Annotated in this window: 20 protein-coding genes and 1 pseudogene; 17 read left to right on the top strand and 4 right to left on the bottom strand. The window is 66.2% G+C overall.

Annotated elements, in window-relative coordinates; all coding sequences use genetic code 11:
- Positions 1 to 10 precede the first annotated feature (10 nt).
- The gene (locus tag IWY39_RS04945) at positions 11 to 679 is read right to left on the bottom strand and encodes a phytanoyl-CoA dioxygenase family protein (RefSeq protein ID WP_107125244.1); all 669 of its coding nucleotides are present in this window, start codon (positions 677 to 679) and stop codon (positions 11 to 13) included.
- A gap of 180 nt (positions 680 to 859) precedes the next feature.
- Between IWY39_RS04945 and IWY39_RS04940 the strand changes: the two genes are divergently transcribed.
- From IWY39_RS04940 to gp17, 5 genes are all read left to right on the top strand, one after another.
- Positions 860 to 1,990 (top strand): phage major capsid protein, encoded by a 1,131-nt coding sequence (locus IWY39_RS04940; protein WP_107125245.1) that lies wholly within the window; start codon positions 860 to 862, stop codon positions 1,988 to 1,990.
- A gap of 156 nt (positions 1,991 to 2,146) precedes the next feature.
- Complete coding sequence (locus IWY39_RS04935) at positions 2,147 to 2,425, top strand: phage fiber-tail adaptor protein (protein ID WP_107125246.1); 279 nt, start codon at positions 2,147 to 2,149, stop codon at positions 2,423 to 2,425.
- Complete coding sequence (locus IWY39_RS04930) at positions 2,425 to 2,961, top strand: head-tail connector protein (protein WP_026002648.1); 537 nt, start codon at positions 2,425 to 2,427, stop codon at positions 2,959 to 2,961. The genes IWY39_RS04935 and IWY39_RS04930 overlap by 1 nt, the downstream gene beginning before the upstream one ends.
- Complete coding sequence (locus IWY39_RS04925) at positions 2,958 to 3,149, top strand: hypothetical protein (protein ID WP_107125247.1); 192 nt, start codon at positions 2,958 to 2,960, stop codon at positions 3,147 to 3,149. Before IWY39_RS04930 ends, IWY39_RS04925 begins: the two co-directional genes overlap by 4 nt.
- Complete coding sequence (gp17, locus tag IWY39_RS04920; protein ID WP_107125248.1) at positions 3,146 to 3,538, top strand: tail completion protein gp17; 393 nt, start codon at positions 3,146 to 3,148, stop codon at positions 3,536 to 3,538. The genes IWY39_RS04925 and gp17 overlap by 4 nt, the downstream gene beginning before the upstream one ends.
- 103 nt (positions 3,539 to 3,641) lie before the next feature.
- On the opposite strand, the gene IWY39_RS04915 is transcribed toward gp17, so the two are convergent.
- Complete coding sequence (locus IWY39_RS04915) at positions 3,642 to 3,971, bottom strand: hypothetical protein (protein ID WP_017184508.1); 330 nt, start codon at positions 3,969 to 3,971, stop codon at positions 3,642 to 3,644.
- Between the two features lie 54 nt (positions 3,972 to 4,025).
- Here IWY39_RS04915 and IWY39_RS04910 point away from each other — a divergent pair, with 54 nt between their 5' ends.
- The 11 genes and pseudogenes from IWY39_RS04910 (at position 4,026) to IWY39_RS04860 (ending at position 14,248) form a co-directional block, all read left to right on the top strand.
- On the top strand, positions 4,026 to 4,433 hold the full coding sequence (locus IWY39_RS04910) for a phage major tail protein, TP901-1 family (protein ID WP_017184507.1): 408 nt from the start codon (positions 4,026 to 4,028) through the stop codon (positions 4,431 to 4,433).
- A complete protein-coding gene (locus tag IWY39_RS04905) occupies positions 4,430 to 4,753 on the top strand; it encodes a gene transfer agent family protein (RefSeq protein ID WP_107125249.1) in 324 nt (107 codons plus the stop codon). Before IWY39_RS04910 ends, IWY39_RS04905 begins: the two co-directional genes overlap by 4 nt.
- Positions 4,750 to 4,947: a phage tail assembly chaperone gene (locus IWY39_RS04900; RefSeq protein ID WP_019052630.1), complete on the top strand. Its 198-nt coding sequence runs from the start codon at positions 4,750 to 4,752 to the stop codon at positions 4,945 to 4,947. The genes IWY39_RS04905 and IWY39_RS04900 overlap by 4 nt, the downstream gene beginning before the upstream one ends.
- Positions 4,948 to 5,203: 256 nt before the next feature.
- Positions 5,204 to 5,758 (top strand): hypothetical protein, encoded by a 555-nt coding sequence (locus tag IWY39_RS04895; RefSeq protein ID WP_019052629.1) that lies wholly within the window; start codon positions 5,204 to 5,206, stop codon positions 5,756 to 5,758.
- Positions 5,758 to 8,106: pseudogene (locus IWY39_RS04890) on the top strand (DUF2460 domain-containing protein). Before IWY39_RS04895 ends, IWY39_RS04890 begins: the two are co-directional and overlap by 1 nt.
- Positions 8,103 to 8,924, top strand: coding sequence for a DUF2163 domain-containing protein (locus IWY39_RS04885; RefSeq protein ID WP_107126093.1), 822 nt, complete (start codon positions 8,103 to 8,105; stop codon positions 8,922 to 8,924). Before IWY39_RS04890 ends, IWY39_RS04885 begins: the two are co-directional and overlap by 4 nt.
- Positions 8,921 to 9,286: a hypothetical protein gene (locus IWY39_RS04880; protein ID WP_107126094.1), complete on the top strand. Its 366-nt coding sequence runs from the start codon at positions 8,921 to 8,923 to the stop codon at positions 9,284 to 9,286. The genes IWY39_RS04885 and IWY39_RS04880 overlap by 4 nt, the downstream gene beginning before the upstream one ends.
- A gap of 47 nt (positions 9,287 to 9,333) precedes the next feature.
- Positions 9,334 to 11,523 carry a phage tail protein gene (locus IWY39_RS04875; RefSeq protein WP_181316840.1) on the top strand — a complete coding sequence of 730 codons (2,190 nt, stop codon included), beginning with the start codon at positions 9,334 to 9,336 and terminating at the stop codon, positions 11,521 to 11,523.
- A 32-nt stretch (positions 11,524 to 11,555) separates the two neighbouring features.
- A complete protein-coding gene (locus IWY39_RS04870) occupies positions 11,556 to 12,053 on the top strand; it encodes a DUF2793 domain-containing protein (RefSeq protein ID WP_017184499.1) in 498 nt (165 codons plus the stop codon).
- Positions 12,054 to 12,254: 201 nt separating this feature from the next.
- A complete protein-coding gene (locus IWY39_RS04865) occupies positions 12,255 to 13,331 on the top strand; it encodes an OmpA family protein (RefSeq protein WP_196871398.1) in 1,077 nt (358 codons plus the stop codon).
- Between the two features lie 383 nt (positions 13,332 to 13,714).
- Positions 13,715 to 14,248 carry a superoxide dismutase family protein gene (locus IWY39_RS04860; protein ID WP_107126097.1) on the top strand — a complete coding sequence of 178 codons (534 nt, stop codon included), beginning with the start codon at positions 13,715 to 13,717 and terminating at the stop codon, positions 14,246 to 14,248.
- A gap of 66 nt (positions 14,249 to 14,314) precedes the next feature.
- Here IWY39_RS04860 and thpR read toward each other — a convergent pair whose 3' ends face one another.
- Positions 14,315 to 14,857 carry an RNA 2',3'-cyclic phosphodiesterase gene (gene thpR / locus IWY39_RS04855; RefSeq protein ID WP_107126098.1) on the bottom strand — a complete coding sequence of 181 codons (543 nt, stop codon included), beginning with the start codon at positions 14,855 to 14,857 and terminating at the stop codon, positions 14,315 to 14,317.
- A gap of 125 nt (positions 14,858 to 14,982) precedes the next feature.
- Between thpR and IWY39_RS04850 the strand changes: the two genes are divergently transcribed.
- Positions 14,983 to 15,717 carry a Bax inhibitor-1/YccA family protein gene (locus IWY39_RS04850; protein ID WP_107126099.1) on the top strand — a complete coding sequence of 245 codons (735 nt, stop codon included), beginning with the start codon at positions 14,983 to 14,985 and terminating at the stop codon, positions 15,715 to 15,717.
- Between the two features lie 179 nt (positions 15,718 to 15,896).
- On the opposite strand, the gene IWY39_RS04845 is transcribed toward IWY39_RS04850, so the two are convergent.
- Positions 15,897 to 16,526, bottom strand: coding sequence for a glutathione S-transferase family protein (locus IWY39_RS04845; protein ID WP_107126100.1), 630 nt, complete (start codon positions 16,524 to 16,526; stop codon positions 15,897 to 15,899).
- Between the last annotated feature and the right edge of the window lie 264 nt (positions 16,527 to 16,790).

Raw genomic sequence — 16,790 nt, 5'->3', positions numbered from 1 at the left:
TTTGTGGGGTCTATATCCCTAGCCATTCCAGATCGCCGGGCAGATCATCGGCGCTATAGTCGAGTTGGAGGACGCGGCGGTGGCGGGGATTGGCGGCGGCGTCTGAGGCGTGAAGGATGGGCGTGGCGTAGAGCCAGATGTCGCCGCGCGACGCGAGGCAGGCGACGGTGCCGCAGCGATCGACCATTGCCGCGACATCATTTTCCGCGATGCGGCCATGGCGGTGGGAGCCGGGGGCGATAAGCAGCGGCGCATTGTCGGGATCGACGGGATCGAGATGGACGCGCAACGTGACCATGCGGTCGAGCAAGGATTGCGGTGGCGCGACATGGTGCAGACCAGACTTTATGGTCCAGGGACCAAAGCCAGCTGTTTCTATCCTTTCGCGCACGGCGATAGTGCGGTCCTGATGCCAACCGAGCGCCCAATTGGTGGTTTGGCTTTTATCGAACAGGATGGCGCGGACAGGTTTTGCGGCTTGGCCCAAATGGGCGGCGGCATGGCTGCCGATGGATCCTGCCGACGCGAGGAGTGGCGCCAGTTCGGCAAGAGCTGTCAGGCGTTGGCCAGGACGGTCTGTTGGTAGCGTCGCGAGGGCGGCTTCGATGGCGACGAGGGTGAGCGGGTCGAGGGCCGCGGGGATATGTTGCGCGCCGTCGATGGCTAGAGTCAGGGGCATGGGGCTTTATGGTGCGACGCATTGCGTGAAGCAAGCGGCGCGCTCCCCCTCATCCAACTGCGCCTAACCAGCAAGCTGGCAAGGCTTCGTATCCTTCTCCCCCGTGGGGAGAAGGTTTGTTTTTTAAGGGCGGTCCCATCCGGGGCTGCCCTTTTTTGTGTTTTCTAGCGGGAGAATGACATGACGGACGGCGTGACGGATGCTCTGGAGGGGAGCTTTGATGTGGTGCTTCAGGGGGAGCGGATTGCGGCTTTGGAGGCGGATTTGAGTGCGATGCGGGTGGCGATGCAGCGGCCTGCATTGGATGGGGTGAAGGGCGGGGCGCCAGGAAATTTTGGTGATCCGGCCCGTAGCGCTTTTGTCGATCGTTATTTGCGGCAGGGGCAGGAAGCGGGCGTGGAGCTGAAGAGCTTTTCCGGGGCTTCGGGCGCGAGCGGGGGATATGCGGTGCCGCGCGAGATCGATCAGCTGATCGATGCGACGCTGAAAGGCATTTCGCCCATTCGTAGCATCGCCAATGTCGTGCGGACCGGGACGGCGGGCTATCGCAAGCTGGTGAGTGCGGGCGGGATCGTGTCGGGATGGGCCAGCGAAACGGGCGCGCGGGGCGAGACTGGGACGCCAAGCTTAAACGAGATCGCGCCGCCATCGGGCGAACTGTTCGCCAATCCGGCGGCGAGCCAGGCGATGCTGGACGATGCGCAGTTCGATGTCGAAGGCTGGCTGGCGGGCGAGATTGCCCGTGAATTTGCGGTGGCGGAAGGCGCGGCCTTCATCACCGGCAATGGCACGAACAAGCCCAAGGGCTTCCTGACCTATACGACGACCAATGAGGCGGACAGCGTGCGGGCGTTCGGATCGCTGCAATATGTCGCGTCGGGCGCGGCGGGGGCTTTTGCCGCGTCCAACCCGCAGGACAGGTTGATCGACCTGGTGCAGAGCCTGCGCGCGCCCTACCGGCAGGGGGCGAGCTTTGTCATGAACAGCGCGACGCTGAGCGCCATTCGCAAGATGAAAACCAGCGATGGCGCATTTTTGTGGCAGCCGTCGATGAGCGCTGGCCAGCCCGCGACGCTGCTGGGCTATCCGGTGGTCGAGGCCGAGGATATGCCGGACATCAGCGCGGGTAGCCTGTCGATCGCGTTCGGCAATTTCCAGGCTGGCTATGTCATTGCCGAGCGCAGCGACACCAGCATCCTGCGCGATCCGTTCAGCAACAAGCCGTTCGTGCATTTCTACGCGGTCAAGCGGATCGGCGGGGCCGTGGCGAATAGCGAGGCGATTAAATTGATGAAGTTTGCGGCTTCGTGAGGGGCGAGGGGGCCGGCGTTGTGCCCCCTCATCCAACTTCGCCTAACTGGCTGCGCCAGTAAGGCTGCGTATCCTTCTCCCCCCAGGGGAGAAGGTTTTTTGGGGGGGAGGCGTTCGCGTTTCTCCCCCTTTTTTGTTTGGGGGGAGCAAGCGGCGATGAGCCTGTATCTGAAGGATGCCGACAGCAGCATCGATCATGGGATCGACTGGTCCGCCCATCTGGCGGGGCAGAGCATCGTCGCCAGCCTGTGGAGCGTGGCGCCGGTCGAAGCGGGCGGATTGAGCGTGGAGGCTTCCGCGATCGAGGGCTTGCGGACCAGCGCGCGGGTGAGCGGCGGGCTGATCGGGCGGCTCTATCGACTGACGAACCGGGTCACTTTGTCCGACGGGCAGGTGGACGCGCGGTCGGTGACATTTCGGGTGGAGGAATGCTGATGCTGGCGCAGGATGAGAGCGGGACGCTGGCGGCGTCGCTGGCCGAGCTGAAGGCCTATTTGCGGATCGAGACGAGTGGCGAGGATGGGGTGCTGGCCGGGTTGCTGCGCAGCGCGTCGGCCCTGTGCGAGCAATTTGTCGGGCAGTGGCTGATCGTGCGGGGCGCGCAGGAGATGGTGGCGGGCGATGGGAGCTGGCAGCGGCTGACGGCGCGGCCCGTGGTGGGAATCGAGAGTGTCGAGGCGGTGGAGGCGGATGGCATGGCGGTCGCCCTGCCGGTCGATGGCTATGCGATCGACATCGATGCGACCGGCGAGGGGTGGGTGCGATCGACGCGCGCGGGCGACGGGCGGCGATTGCTGGTGCGCTATTCGGCGGGCATGGCGAGCGAGATGAACGGCCTGCCCGAAGCATTGCGGCAGGGGATCGTGCGGTTGGCGGCGGAGCATTTTTCCGCGCGCGGGACGGAAGGGGCCGCGCCCCCCGCCGTGGTGAGCGCGCTGTGGCGGCCATGGCGGCGGATGCGGTTGCGATGAGGGCGGCGCTGGCGCGGATGGTGGCGCAGCAAGCGGCGCGGCGACGGGCGGCGGTGGCGGCGGCGCTGGATGAGGCGGGGCTGGACGTCAGCATCGATGGCGAACTGGTGCGGGCGTCCGGGCGCGGCCTGGTGGCGCGCTGGTGGCGGGATCTGGCGCTGCGGGAAGCGGGGAGGGGCGGACTATGAGCGCTGAAGTGGCGGTGCGCGGGGCGGTGATCGATGCGTTGCGGGCGGACACGCTGTTGATGGACGGGCTGAACGGCTTGTTCGACGGCGATCCGGTGCGGGCCAGCCAGCCCTATGGCGTGGTGGGCGAGTGCATCGGCGCGGACTGGGGCGGCAAGGATGTGGCGGGGCGCGAGTTGCGGCTGACGATCGGCCTGCATGATGGCGGCGAGACGCCGGCGCGGCTGGCGGGGATGATCGCGCGGATCGACCCGGTGCTGGCGGGCGTGGCGGTGCGCGATGGGTGGCGGGTGGTAACGGCGCGGCTGGTGCGGTCGCGGGTGGCGCGGCAGGGCGCGGGCTGGTCTGCGGTGGTGGATTATCGGTTGCGGGCGGTTTGGGAGGGGTAGAGCGCGCGATGCCGCGAACGCCGTGCCCCCTCTCAACTGCGGCTAGGCAGCAAGCTGCCAAGCCTTCGTATCTCTCCCCGATGGGGAGAGATAAATATGCGCGTCAGCCCGGCGCGTTATAATCTTCATATTCGCTGGTGATCTTGTCGACATATTCCGAAATCTGGTCGTCGGCGTCGGCCTGCGCTGCTTTTTCGGACATGCCGTCAGCCTTGTCCGCTGCGACGATCGCGGTGCGGAAGGCGGTTTCCTTGGCGGCGCAGGTCTTTTTCATGTCGGCCTGAAAATCGCCCAGCGTCAGCTTCTTTTCCAGGCCCGGCTGAATCTGGGCCGACAGGCATTGCGAATAGGCCTTGCGACCCATGCCGACAGGATCGGCGGGGGCGGCGGCTGCGGTTGTGACCAGCAACATGAGCGGTGCGATGAAGATCATTGAGACTCTCCTTAACCAGCGTTTTGCACGCTTTATCGGAAGAAAGGATGCGCCATGGGCGTCGAAAAGGGAAGTGCGTTTCTGTTGAAGGTTGGTGATGGCAACATTCCAGCAACATATGCCACGGTTGCGGGGATGCGCACTACGCAATTGTCCGTGAATGGCGAGGCGGTGAACATCACGTCCAAGGATTCGGGCGGGTGGCGCGAATTGCTGTCGGGAGCGGGGGTGCGATCGGTCAGCGTGTCGGCGGCGGGGCTGTTCACCGGATCGGCGGCGGAGGTGGCAATCCGCAACCATGCGCTGTCCGGCACGATCGAGGATTATGAGCTGAGTTTCGAGAGCGGTGAGCGGATGCGCGGGCGCTTTCTGGTGACGCGGCTCGACTATGCCGGGGACTATAATGGCGAGCGCAATTATGCGCTGAGCCTGGAAAGCTCCGGCGCGGTGGTGTCGGAGTGAGCGGGCCTAACGCGGAGCGCCCAAATCCCGAACGGGGCGAGGCGGCGCTGGCGATTGGCGGCGACATGCTGGCGTTGCGGCCGAGTTTTGCGGCGCTGGTGGCGGCGGAGGCGGAACTGGGGCCGCTGTTCGCGCTGGTAGAGCGGGCAGCGGACGGCAAGCTGTCGCTGGGCGATCTGGTGGCGTTGTTCTGGCATTGCCTGGTCGATCGCGACCGGATGGATCGCGATACGCTGGGCGAGGCGATCCTGGCGGTGGGACTGGCCAAGGTGACGCCGGTGCTCAAGGCCATTTTGCAGCAGATATTGGCGGGCAAATGACGCGCTTTGCGCAAGGGGCGGCGCGGCTGGCGGGGGTGGCCGGGTGGCTGCTGGGCTGGCGGCCCGATGAATTCTGGCGCGCGACGCCCGCTGAACTGGCGGCGGTGCTGGCGGCCGCGCGCGGGGACGAGGCGGTCGATGCGGGGGTGGATGGGCATGAGCTGAAGCGGTTGATGGGGGCGATGCCGGACTAGCAGGGCGGCGTGCTCCCGCCTGCGCGGGAGCACAGGCGAGAGGGCGGGACTGGGCTCCCGCCTGCGCGGGAGCACTGGGTTCAGGTGGCGGGGGCGATGCCGGATTGAACCATTTGCCGTTCGGCCCTTCGACAAGTTCAGGAGAGCGAAGTCGAAGCCGACCACTGAGCCGCAGGCGCAGTGCCTTCGACTTCGCTCAGGCTGGCCCTTCGACTTCGCTCAGGGCGAACGGACATTGTGAAAGGGAGTGACCCGGATGGACGAGGAAATCGAGACGCTGGTGGTGCGGGTTCGGGCCGATACGCAGGGGTTGAGCCGGGACGTGGAGGCGATGCGGGCGGGGATTGAGGGGCCGCTGGGGGACGGGGCGGAGCGGGCCGGGCGGCGGATCGAGCAAGGGCTGCTGCGCGCGGTGCGGACGGGCAAGTTCGGTTTTGAGGATTTGCGGCGGATCGCCCTGTCCGTGCTGGACGAGATTGCGGGCAGCGCGTTGCGCGGGGCGATGGGGGGCGCTGGCGGCGGCGCTGGCGGGCTTGTCAATCTGGGGGCGTCGCTGCTGACGTCGGCATTGGGGCTGCCGGGGCGGGCGACGGGCGGGCCGGTGGCGCCGGGGCGGGCCTATATGGTCGGCGAGCGCGGGCCTGAAATGTTCGTGCCGACGAGCAGCGGGCAAGTGGTGGCGCATGGCGGCGGTGCGCGCGATGTGCGGGTGAGCATTGCGGTGAATGGTCGCGGGCAGGAGAGCGAGGCGCGGCTGCTGGCGCGAAGCGCGCGGCAGGTGGCGCGGGCGGTGAAGGGGGCGCTGGGCTGATGGGGAAGCTGGACTATTGGCTGGCGGATGCGCGGCGGGGGCAGGAGACGCGCTGGATGAAGCGCTTTGTGCCGAGCCACTGGACCGTCAATTTTCCGCGCCCGATGATGGCGAGCGTGGTCACGACCGGGCCGGATGCGTTGCGGGTGGATGCGACCTTTTACGGGTCGGGCGATCTGGCGGGGCTGATCTGGGAGGCGGTGGACGGGTGGAGCCATCCCCTGCTGGCCTATGAGACGGCGCGGGATTTCAAGGCATGCGTGCTGCGGTTCCGGTGGCGGAGCGGCGGCCTGCGCACGCTGGACGAGACGCATGGGCCGACGCTGACGATCGAGGGGCGGGATGCGGCGGGCAATCCGCGCGCCTGGTATGTGCGGCTGTGGAATTATGCGAACGGCGGGCCGGAAGACGCGGTTATCACGCTGGATTTCGCGGCGCTGGACGGCGGCTTCCTGTTGCCGGAGGAGGCCGATCCGGTGTGGGCGGGCGATGTGGACCGGATGTTCATATCGCTGGTGCCGCCCGATTATGATGCGGGGGACACGCCCTTTGCCAGCGGCGTCGAGGGCTGGGCCGAACTGTCCGACATGGCGTGCGACGGGGCGGGTTCCGTGCTGGCGACAGGTGACATCATGGTGCCCGACCATGGGCTGGCGATGGCGACCGGCTATGATGACTGTTTCAACCAGACGCCCGAACGGGTGGTCGCGGCGATCCATGCGCTGGGCTATCGCGGGGCGATCAACCATTATGTGGGCATGAGCCATTATTTCCGGCTCGAACGGCCCGATCCTTCCAACGCGGAGGGGCTGTACGTCAGTCTGACCGGCGGGGCGCTGAACGCGCCCTGCGCGGCATGGCACCGGGATTTTGCGCGCCGGGCGAAGTCGCTGGGTTTCGATGTCATCTGGTCGCTATCCTATGAACTGTTTGACGCGCATTGCTGGAACGACTGGAAGCAGCGGGCGGAGAATGGCGACCCGGCGCTGACCGGCTGGGTGCCGCCATCGACATTGCTGTCGCCCGCGCATAGCGGGGCGATGGGATATGTGCAGGCCATCGCAAGCGCCTTTGTTTCCATTGGGTTGGAAGTCGGTTTGCCGATCCTGTTTCAGGTCGGTGAGCCATGGTGGTGGGTCGTGCCGGGCGACGGGCGGATATGCATCTATGATGATGCGGCGCGGGCGGCCTTTGGCGGCAGTCCGATGTCGATTGCGAGCATCTGGACGCCGCTGGACGAGGCGCAATGCGCTTTGCTGGATCAGGCGGGAGCGGTGCTGGCGGCGTCCACCGCGGCCTTATGCGCGGCCGTGAAGGCGGTCGCGCCGGGGGCGGTGACGCATTTGCTGGCCTATCTGCCGACGATATTGGACCCGCGCGCGCCGCAGGCCAAACGGGCGAACATGCCGCTGGGCTGGGCCTCGCCTGCCTTCGATGTGCTGCAACTGGAAGATTATGACTGGGTGACCGAGGAGCGGCCTGGGCTGACGGCGCGGGGCATAGAGCTTGCGACGGCGCGGCTGGGCTATCCGATCGAGGAGCAGCATTATTTTTCGGGCTTCGTGCTGTTGCCCGAACAGGCGGGCCAGTGGCGCGCCATCGCGGCGGCGGCGCAGGCGTCGGTGGACCGGGGGACGGCGGCTACCTTCATCTGGGCGCTGCCCCAGGCGTGCCGCGATGGCTTTACCGCGTTCAGGATCAATGGAGAGGGTGCGATGCAAGCCTTTGACGATATTGTCTTTCCGCTGGGCATAGGGCGGGAGGCAAGCCTGTCGCCCGCCTTTTCGACCTAGATCGTCGAAAGCCCGTCGGGACATGAACGGCGCAGCAGCGACTGGGCGGATGCGCGGCTGTCCTTCGACGCGGGACCGGGGGTGCGGTCCGAGGCGGACATAGCGACGCTGATCGGCTTTTTCCGGGCGCGCCGGGGCGCGGCGCGGGGGTTCCGGTTCAGCGATCCCTATGACGATCGCAGCGGCGCGCCTGGGCAGGCGCCGGGGCCGATCGACCAGAGGCTGGGCGTGGGGGACGGGGTGCAGGCCTCGTTCCAGCTGACGCGCTATTATGGTGCGGGCGAGGATGCGCAGGCGCGGATCATCACCCGGCCGGTCGCAGGGACGATCCGGGTCGCGGCCGATGGCGTGGAGCTGACCAGCGGGTGGAGCCATGCGGGAATGGGGATCATCGCCTTTGACGAGGCACCGGCGGCGGGCGTGCTGCTGACCGCTGGTTTTCGCTTCGACGTGCCGGTGCGCTTTGCCGAGGATCGGCTGGACATCAACCGCGCGACCTTTGCCGCCGGGGAAGCGCCGTCGGTGCCGCTGGTGGAGATACGCGAATGGGCATGATCGGGGCGCTGGAGCAGCCGCTGGTCACGCTGGCCTTTTGCTGGCGGATCGAGCGGCGGGACGGGGTGACTATCGGGCTGACGAGCCATGATCGCGATCTGGCGATCGGCGGGCTGACCTATCGCGCCGCGCCGGGGATGACGCCATCGGCGATCCGCAGCGGCATCGGGCTGGAGGGCGAGGATAGCGATCTGGCGGGGGCGCTTTCCAGCGATGCGATCAGCGAGGCGGATTTGATGGCGGGGCGCTGGGATGGCGCGGCGCTGGAAGTGTGGCTGACGCAATGGGGGGCTTTGGGAGAAGCGCCGGGCGACCTGTGGCTGTCGCTGGCGCGGGGCGAAATTGGCTCGGTGGCGCGCAAGGGGGCGGCGTTCAGCGCGGAACTGATCGGCGCGGCGGCGGTGCTGGGGGCGGCGGTTGCGCCATCGACATCGCCCGATTGTCGCGCGACCCTGGGCGACCGGGCGTGCCGGGTGGACATGGCGGCGCGGCGGCGGGTGGTGAGCGTGTCGGGTGTGGACGGGGCGGTGGTCGCCGCGACCGGGCTGACGCCCGGCGACTATGCGTTCGGGACGTTGCGCTGGCTGGGCGGGGCGAATGTCGGGCTGGTGCAGGCTGTGACGGACAATGGGGCGGACGCGGTGACGCTGGCCGACCCGCCGGCCTTTGCGGTGGCGGCGGGGACATTGGCGTTGCTGACGGAGGGGTGCGACCGGCAGATGGCGACCTGCGCCGGGCGCTTTGGCAATGGGGTGAATTTCCGGGGCGAACCCTATCTGCCGGGGATGGATTTGCTGACCCGCTATCCCGGCGCATGAGCGCGGTCGAGCGGGCGCGGGCGCTGGTCGGCGTGCCGTTCCGCCTGCATGGGCGCAGCGAGAGCGGTCTGGATTGCGTCGGGCTGGTGGCGCTGGCGTTGGGGCGGAATGCGCCCTGCGCCTATGGTTTGCGCAGCGGCGATGCCGGGCGGGCCGAAGGCTGGCTGCGGGCGGCGGGATTGGTGCCGGTAGCAGGCGGCGCGCCGGGCGATGTTGCGCTGGTGCGGCCCGGTCCCCTGCAATTGCATCTGATGATCTGTGTGCCGGGCGGCTTCGTCCATGCCCATGCCGGGTTGCGCCGTGTGGTCGAGATGCCGGGGCCATCGCCCTGGCCAGTGATGGGTTGGTGGGCCTTGATATGAACGTGCGCCCGCCTGCGCGGGAGCAGGATGCGTTTTGGGAGATTGTTATGGCGACAGTGGTGCTGAGCGCGGTGGGCACGGTGATTGGCGGACCGATCGGCGGGGCTGTCGGCGCGCTGATCGGCAATGCGATCGACCATGCGGTGCTGTTCAAGCCCAAGGGGCGGGAAGGGCCGCGCCTGAGCGAGTTACAGGTGCAGACGTCGAGTTACGGGACACAGGTGCCGCGACTGTTCGGCACGATGCGGGTGGCGGGAACGGTGATCTGGGCAACCGATCTGCGCGAAACGAAAAGCAAGAGCGGCGGCGGCAAGGGGCGGCCGAGCGTGACCAGCTACAGCTATTCGGCGAGTTTTGCGGTCGCCTTGTCAGCGCGGGCGATCGGGTCGATCGGGCGGATATGGGCCGATGGCAATTTGCTGCGCGGGGCGGCGGGGGATTTCAAGAGCGCGCTGTCGGCTTTCCGGGTGCATGACGGTGGGGCGGATCAGGCGGTCGATCCGCTGATCGCCGCGGCGCAAGGCGTGGCGGTGACCCCGGCCCATCGGGGCATGGCCTATGTCGTGTTCGAGGATCTGGCGCTGGAGGATTATGGCAATCGTATCCCGTCGCTGACGTTCGAGGTGGTGGCGGATGCGCAAGCCGTGGCGATCGAGGCGATCGCGGCGGCGGTGAGTGACGGGCGGATCGGCGGGGCCGGGCTGGCCAGTGTCGAGGGCTATGCCGCGAGCGGGGCGGATGTGCGCGAGGCTATCACGCCGCTGGTCGAGTCGCATGGGCTGGCGTTGCAGGGGTTGCAGCTGACGGCGGCGGGCGAGAGCGCGGGCGAGATCGGCGCGGCGGCGCTGGCGGCGCGGGTCAATGGACGGACGATCGATGCGGTGGAACATGCCGGCGGGGCGGCCGACGCTGTGCCGGTGGCATTGTCGCTGCGCCATTATGATGCGGCGCGCGATTATCAGGCAGGCGTGCAGCGCGTGACGCGGCCGGGGCCGGGGCGGGCCGAGCGCGGGATCGAGCTGCCCGCGGTGCTGGCGGCGGATGCGGCGCGGGAACTGGCGGGGGCGCGGCTGGCAAGCGGCTGGACCGGGCGGGCGACGATGGTGCTGCGCTGTGGCTGGGCCGCGCTGGGGCTGGAACCGGGCGAGGTGGTGCGGGTGAGCGATGCGCCGGGGCTATGGCGGATCGAGGAGCGGGAATGGGAGGCGATGGCGGTGCGGCTGTCGCTGCGGCGGGTGCCGGGGGCTGGCGGGGTGATGCCGGGCGGTGCTTCGTCCGGCGCGATCGTGCGGCAGGTGGATGCGCCCCATGGCGTCACGAGCCTGATGCTGGCCGATCTGCCGCGACTGACCGAGGGCGTGGCCGATGCGCCGCTGGTGATCGCGGCGGCCAGTGGCGGGCCGGGGTGGCGCAGCGCGGCGCTGTTTGCGATGAGCGGAACGGGCGAGGCGGTGCCGATCGGCCGGAGCGCGCCGCGGGCGGTGATGGGCGTGGCGGATCATGCTCTGCCACCTGGCAGCGTGACGATGGTGGACGGGCGCAATACGCTGGACGTGACATTGCTGGCTGCGGACATGGCATTGTTGTCGGCGGACGAGCAAGGGTTGGCGCAGGGGCGCAACCTGTGTCTGGTGGGGCGCGAACTGATCCAGTTCGGCGTGGCGGTGCAGAACGGCGAGGCGTGCTATCGCCTGAGCGATTTGCGCCGGGGGTTGCGCGGGACCGAATGGGCGATGGACGCGCATGTGGCGGGCGAACCGTTCCTGCTGATCGAGGAAGAGCGACTCGTCGATCCGCTGGCGATGCTGGGCGTGGCGGGCGAGATCGGCGGAACGGTACAATTGTCGGCGATTGGGCTGGGCGATGTGGAGCCTGTGGTGGCCGGTGTCGCCATCACCGGCGAGGCGCTGATGCCGCCTGCGCCCGTGCATGTGCGGGCGCGAGCGGAGAGTGGCGGCTGGCAGATCGCCTGGACGCGGCGCAGCCGGGCGGGATGGCGATGGAGCAGCGGGGGCGATGTGCCGCTCGGCGAGGAGAGCGAGCGCTATGCCGTGCGGGTGCTGAACGGCGATGCCGTGGTGCGCAGCGCCGAGACGATGGCGCCGGGCTGGACCTATGATGCGGCGATGATCGCTGTGGACAGCGGCGCGGGGCATGACGGCGCGCTGAGCGTGGAGGTGCGGCAGGTCGGCACTTTTGCGACCGGGCGGGCAGCGACGGTCGCAATCGCGATCTGACGCGGAAATTGGAGCATAGGGGAGCAAGGGTGATGGACATGACGGCGCGATGGGCGATGCCGATGCTGTTTGCCGGGCAGGCGCAGAAGGAAGTTTTTCACAATGAAGCGCTGGCGCGGATCGATGCGCTGCTGCACGGCAGGGTAGAGAGTGCGGACGTCGCAACGCCGCCCGAAACGCCGACGATCGGGCAATGCTGGATCGTGGCGGCGGGCGCGACCGGGGCGTGGGCGGAGCAGGCGGGCTGCATCGCCTGCTGGAGCGAGGGCGGCTGGCGGTTCGTCGCGCCGCGTGCCGGTCTGTCGATGGATGTCGCGGACCGGGGGCATGCGCTTTTTCATGACGGCAGCCTTTGGCGCGACGCATTATTGCGGAGCGACGGGCTGTATCTGGACGGGCAGAAAGTGGTCGGCGCGCGGCAGGCCGCGATCGCGGCACCCACGGACGGGGCGACGATTGACGTTGAGGCGCGCACTACACTGGGCGCTGTCCTAGTTGCTTTAAGGACACATGGGCTGATCGAAAGCTGAGTTTGGCAGAATTTACTTTTTATTGTCATGACCTCTGGCTATTGGAGCGATAAACCTTGCGATTAGCCTCGTAGCTGGCGCTCCCAGGCGCTACTGCGTTATTTTTGCAACGGTTTCACTATTTGTGGACTTGCCATGAAACTTTCTTCCCGATACAGGGTTTCAGCAGTCCTTCGTGACACTTTTGAAAGGGGAATTCAGATGCGGAAGCTTGCCCTCGCGGCTGCTCTTGCTACCACTGCTTTGGCCACCCCGGCTATGGCACGTGACGACAGCTGGTATGTCGGCGTTGACGCCGGTGTGCTGCTGGTCGAAGACCAGGACATGACTTTCTCGGCAGTGCCTGCCGGTGGCCGTCCGGTCCCTTCGATCGATTATCATAAGGGTTATGATTTCGACGCCAACATCGGCTATGATTTCGGCGGTTTCCGTCTGGAAGCCGAAGCCGCTTACAAGCGCGCAAAGATTGATCTCGACAAGACCGGTGGCGGTTTTGGCGGCGCGGCTTCGGCCCTGTCGTTCATGCTGAACGGCTTGCTCGACTTCGGTCCCGACGATGGCCTGCAGGGCTTTGTCGGCGGCGGCGTCGGCGTTTCGCGTGGCAAGGTTGCTTCGGACATCGTCAACGACAGCGACACGGGCTTTGCCTGGCAGGCAATCGCCGGCGTTCGCTATCCGGTGACCAACAATGTCGACGTTTCGCTGAAGTATCGTTTCTTCAATCAGGACGATCTCAAGCTGATCCCGGCTTACACCACCCCTTACGGGGTTGCAGGTTCGACCGCCGACACCAAGCTGCGTACGCACAGCCTGTTGCTGGGTCTGACCTACAACTTCGGCGAACCGGCTGCTCCCCCGCCGCCGCCCCCGCCCCCGCCGCCTCCCCCGCCGCCTCCGCCGCCGCCGCCGCCGCCGCCAGTGGCAGAGTGCAGCCCCGGACCGTACATCGTGTTCTTCGAATGGGACAAGTCAGACGTCACGCCTGACGCCGCCACCATTCTGGACAACGCGGTTTCGGCCTACAGCAACTGCGGCAGCGCCCAGGTCATGCTGGCGGGTTATGCGGACAAGTCGGGTTCGGCTTCGTACAACGTCGGCCTGTCGCAGCGTCGCGCTGACGCAGTCAAGGCTTACATGGCTTCGAAGGGCATCCCCGACGGCGTCATGACGACCCAGGCGTTCGGTGAATCGAACCCCCGCGTCGAAACCGCCGACGGTGTTCGCGAACTGCAGAACCGTCGCGTGGAAATCACCTACGGTCCGGGTTCGGGCATGTAAGAGACTTTTCCGTCCGCGAGGATGGAAAGCCGTTGAAGGGGCTGGTCGAAAGACCGGCCCCTTTTTCGTTGCGATCCGGGTGACGTCGGCAGCGCGGGGTCGGGCGATTGGCGTTTTCCGCCGCGGAACAAGCGTAGTGCGCCTGACTTTGCCGGTACCGCGCGGATAGTAGGCGGGCGTGGGTTTCCCTGGTCCCGGCAGGGCCAAGGTCTTGGCTTATGTTTGGTGCGGAGCCATGACCGTCTTTGTGACGGGCCGGGGAAGGCCAAATCAGGGCTTCTGTAACCTTTCGGGCGAAATCACAGTGACAGCCCCGTCATGATCGGCAACAAAAGCGAGGCTTCAGCGTTCGCTTTCATATTCGCCATCTCCGGGAGTGTATCATGAAATTTACCCCTATCCTGTTCGCGCTGCCGCTGGCCGTCGCCTTTTCAGCTTGCGCAACGACCGCGACACCCGCGGCAGCGCCGATGGCTGGCACCAAATTGATGGCAGCAGATGGATCGGCGCGCGGCACCGCCAGCGTTACCGAGGCGGCGGACGGGCTGCATGTGCTGGTCAAGGCGCAGGGGCTGACGCCGGGTATCCACGCTGTCCATGTGCATACGACTGGCGCCTGCACGGCACCGGATTTCACCAGTGCCGGGGGCCATTGGAACCCGACCGGGCGGCAACATGGCATGGATAATCCGGCGGGCAAGCATATGGGCGATATGCCCAACATGACGGTCGGAACGGACGGGACCGGCGCGATTGAATATGTCATCGCCGACGGGACGATCAGCAGCGGGGCGATGCCGTTGCTGGACGCCGATGGCGCGGCCGTCGTGATCCATGCGAAGGCCGACGACAATGTCAGCGACCCGGCTGGCAATGCCGGCGGACGGGTCGCCTGCGGTGTCCTGAAGGCGAGTTAATGATCGGATCTTGATATTTGCATGCCCATGCCAGAGCCATGGGGTGCAAATATCAGAACCAATCCATCAGTCCGGGCTGCCGGGGCCATAATCCTCGACGATCTGATAGTGTGCGCCATTGTTGCCGAGGCGGCTTTCGAACAAGGCGAAGCTGTCGATCGTGAAGGGTGGGCTGTTCAGCGCGGCGTGGGTAGCCAGGAAGGGATCGACGAGAGCACCGCTTCGCCCGAAGCGGGCGAGGGTGATGTGCGGCCAATAGGCGCGCTCTTCGGGTGGCTGACCCATGGCGACGCAGGCGCGATCGACCTTGCGATGCAGGCTGGCCAGCGGATCGCGCGGCTGGACCCCGGCCCAGAGTGTGTCGATGAGACCGCGTCGATCAAACACCCCGACGCCCGCAATTCTGGCGTCGAACGGGGCGAAGCGGATGGCGCGCAGCGCGTCGGCAATGTCGCTCGCGCGGTGCCGATCGACCTCTCCGATGAAGCGCAGCGTCAGATGCAACTGATCGTCGCGTTGCCAGCGGGCGCCCGCGACCCCGCCCATCAGTGCAAGCAGTTGCGCGCGGTAGGCAGCCGGCGGGCGGATGGCGACGAACAGGCGATGCATGACGGGCCGACTATAGGCTTTACCGCGCGTTAGGCCAGTGCGGTTACGAGAGCGCTTGAATATCCGGCCATTAGCGCCGATAATGGAATCAGCGGCGACAATGACGCCGACGAAGGAGAATTTTCATGGCCAACTGGTCCGATCCCCGTTCCAATATTGCGGGCTTTGGCGGTAATAGCGTCGCGCGGGGCGAGGCGTTCGACGCCGGTCTGCGCAGCTACATGCTGTCGGTCTATAATTATATGGCGAGCGGCGTTTTGCTGACGGGCATCGTCGCGGTGCTGTTTGCGTCGAGCGGGCTGGCCTATCAGGTGCTGGCTGGTCCCGGCATCCTGAAATATGTCATCATGTTCGCGCCTTTGGTGTTCGTGATGGTGCTGAGCTTTGGCATCAACCGGCTGTCGACGGTGGCGGCGCAGGGTCTGTTCTGGGCCTATGCGGCTGTGATGGGCCTGTCGCTCTCGTCCATCTTCCTGGTCTATACCGGCACCTCGATCGCCCAGACCTTCTTTGCGACGGCAGCCGCTTTTGCGGGGCTGAGCCTGTTTGGCTATACCACCAAGAAGGATCTGTCGGGTTTCGGCACCTTCCTGATCATGGGCGTTGTTGGCCTGCTGGTCGCCAGCCTCATCAACCTGTTCCTGAAATCGAGCGCGATGGACCTGGTCATCAGCTTCATCGGTGTGCTGCTGTTCGCGGGCCTGACCGCCTATGACACGCAGAAGATCAAGAGCATCTACGCGCATGTCGTGGGCACGGACATGATGGGTAAGTCGGTCGTCATGGGGGCGCTGAACCTCTATCTCGACTTCATCAACATGTTTCTGTTCCTGCTGCGCTTCATGGGCAATCGCGACTGATTGGTCTGGATAGCGAGATAAAGGAAGGCCCGGCGGAGACACCTCCGCCGGGCTTTTTTTGTACAAGTCTTGCGCCAACATCCGTTCGTTTCGAGCGCAGTCGAGAAATGAGGCGTGTCAGGCGCGAATGCTGCGCTGCTTGCTTCTCGACTAGGCTCGAAGCGAACGGGGTTGGGGACTTAACCCTGGTTCTGCATCGCCGCGATCAGTGCGCCGTCGATCTCCTTTTGTCGCTGATAGGCGGGGCGTGCGCGCAGGCGTTCCGCATAGGCGGTGAAGGCGGGCCGCTCCGGCACGGTGCCGAAGGACAGGCCCCAGTCGATCTGTGACCCCACATAGACGTCGGCGGCGGTGAACTGGTCGCCGCAAATCCATGCCTCGCCCGCCACCGCCTGTTCGAGCGTATTCAGCACGTCGTCGAGCGAGCCATAGCCTGCGGTCCGTTCGCGCCCTTCCGGCAGGATGAAGCCCATGGCGTTGTTGGTGATCGCGGCTTCGAGCGGCCCGGCCGCGAAGAAGAGCCAGCGATAATAGGCGCCGCGCGCTTGGGCTGGCGGGGCGAGGTTGGCGGCGGGGAAAGCATCGGCGAGATAGGCGCAGATGGCGGCGCATTCGGTGACGATGGTATCGTTATGGACGATCGCGGGTACCTTGCCCATCGGGTTGATCGCGAGATAGTCGGGAGCCTTCATCGTCGTCGCATAGTCGAGCAGGACGGGGTCATAGGGAACGCCAACTTCCTCCAGCATCCAGCGGACGATCTGCCCGCGCGACATGGGGTTGGTGTAGAAGGTGAGGGTGTCGGTCATGGTGTGGCTCTCCTTTGGCGGGGCGGTTGGGGAAAGGGTGGAGGAAATGTGGGGACGGGGCCAGGGGGTTTGTAGGGTGCCGGGTTTCGACGGAGGCGGGTGGTGGCCAATCCAGCCTGTTATGATGAAGTATGGAATGGTCGGAAGGGATGCTCATGGGAAACACCTGATTATTGGTTGAAAATTGCCATGAGATTTCCAGCTTTCGCTGACATAACCCGCTATCCGCTTCCCCGTGATCCTGTCTGTGCGAAGCAATCCGGC

The organism is Sphingobium sp. JAI105 (genome assembly GCF_015752145.1).
In the GTDB taxonomy this organism is placed as follows: Bacteria; Pseudomonadota; Alphaproteobacteria; order Sphingomonadales; family Sphingomonadaceae; genus Sphingobium; species Sphingobium xenophagum.
Note: the sequence above shows the minus strand (reverse complement) of the source record. Positions and strands in the feature narration are given on the sequence as shown.

Excerpts from the sequence above, each read along its gene's own strand:
- IWY39_RS04940 (WP_107125245.1), top strand. The coding sequence starts at position 860 with ATGACGGACGGCGTGACGGATGCTCTGGAGGGGAGCTTTGATGTGGTG.
- IWY39_RS04850 (WP_107126099.1), top strand. The coding sequence starts at position 14,983 with ATGGCCAACTGGTCCGATCCCCGTTCCAATATTGCGGGCTTTGGCGGT.
- IWY39_RS04945 (WP_107125244.1), bottom strand. The coding sequence starts at position 679 with ATGCCCCTGACTCTAGCCATCGACGGCGCGCAACATATCCCCGCGGCC.
- IWY39_RS04875 (WP_181316840.1), top strand. The coding sequence starts at position 9,334 with ATGGCGACAGTGGTGCTGAGCGCGGTGGGCACGGTGATTGGCGGACCG.
- gp17 (WP_107125248.1), top strand. The coding sequence starts at position 3,146 with ATGAGCGCTGAAGTGGCGGTGCGCGGGGCGGTGATCGATGCGTTGCGG.
- IWY39_RS04910 (WP_017184507.1), top strand. The coding sequence starts at position 4,026 with ATGGGCGTCGAAAAGGGAAGTGCGTTTCTGTTGAAGGTTGGTGATGGC.
- IWY39_RS04930 (WP_026002648.1), top strand. The coding sequence starts at position 2,425 with ATGCTGGCGCAGGATGAGAGCGGGACGCTGGCGGCGTCGCTGGCCGAG.
- IWY39_RS04900 (WP_019052630.1), top strand. The coding sequence starts at position 4,750 with ATGACGCGCTTTGCGCAAGGGGCGGCGCGGCTGGCGGGGGTGGCCGGG.
- IWY39_RS04870 (WP_017184499.1), top strand. The coding sequence starts at position 11,556 with ATGGACATGACGGCGCGATGGGCGATGCCGATGCTGTTTGCCGGGCAG.
- IWY39_RS04895 (WP_019052629.1), top strand. The coding sequence starts at position 5,204 with ATGGACGAGGAAATCGAGACGCTGGTGGTGCGGGTTCGGGCCGATACG.
- IWY39_RS04925 (WP_107125247.1), top strand. The coding sequence starts at position 2,958 with ATGAGGGCGGCGCTGGCGCGGATGGTGGCGCAGCAAGCGGCGCGGCGA.
- IWY39_RS04860 (WP_107126097.1), top strand. The coding sequence starts at position 13,715 with ATGAAATTTACCCCTATCCTGTTCGCGCTGCCGCTGGCCGTCGCCTTT.
- IWY39_RS04845 (WP_107126100.1), bottom strand. The coding sequence starts at position 16,526 with ATGACCGACACCCTCACCTTCTACACCAACCCCATGTCGCGCGGGCAG.
- IWY39_RS04880 (WP_107126094.1), top strand. The coding sequence starts at position 8,921 with ATGAGCGCGGTCGAGCGGGCGCGGGCGCTGGTCGGCGTGCCGTTCCGC.
- IWY39_RS04865 (WP_196871398.1), top strand. The coding sequence starts at position 12,255 with ATGCGGAAGCTTGCCCTCGCGGCTGCTCTTGCTACCACTGCTTTGGCC.
- thpR (WP_107126098.1), bottom strand. The coding sequence starts at position 14,857 with ATGCATCGCCTGTTCGTCGCCATCCGCCCGCCGGCTGCCTACCGCGCG.
- IWY39_RS04915 (WP_017184508.1), bottom strand. The coding sequence starts at position 3,971 with ATGATCTTCATCGCACCGCTCATGTTGCTGGTCACAACCGCAGCCGCC.
- IWY39_RS04885 (WP_107126093.1), top strand. The coding sequence starts at position 8,103 with ATGATCGGGGCGCTGGAGCAGCCGCTGGTCACGCTGGCCTTTTGCTGG.
- IWY39_RS04935 (WP_107125246.1), top strand. The coding sequence starts at position 2,147 with ATGAGCCTGTATCTGAAGGATGCCGACAGCAGCATCGATCATGGGATC.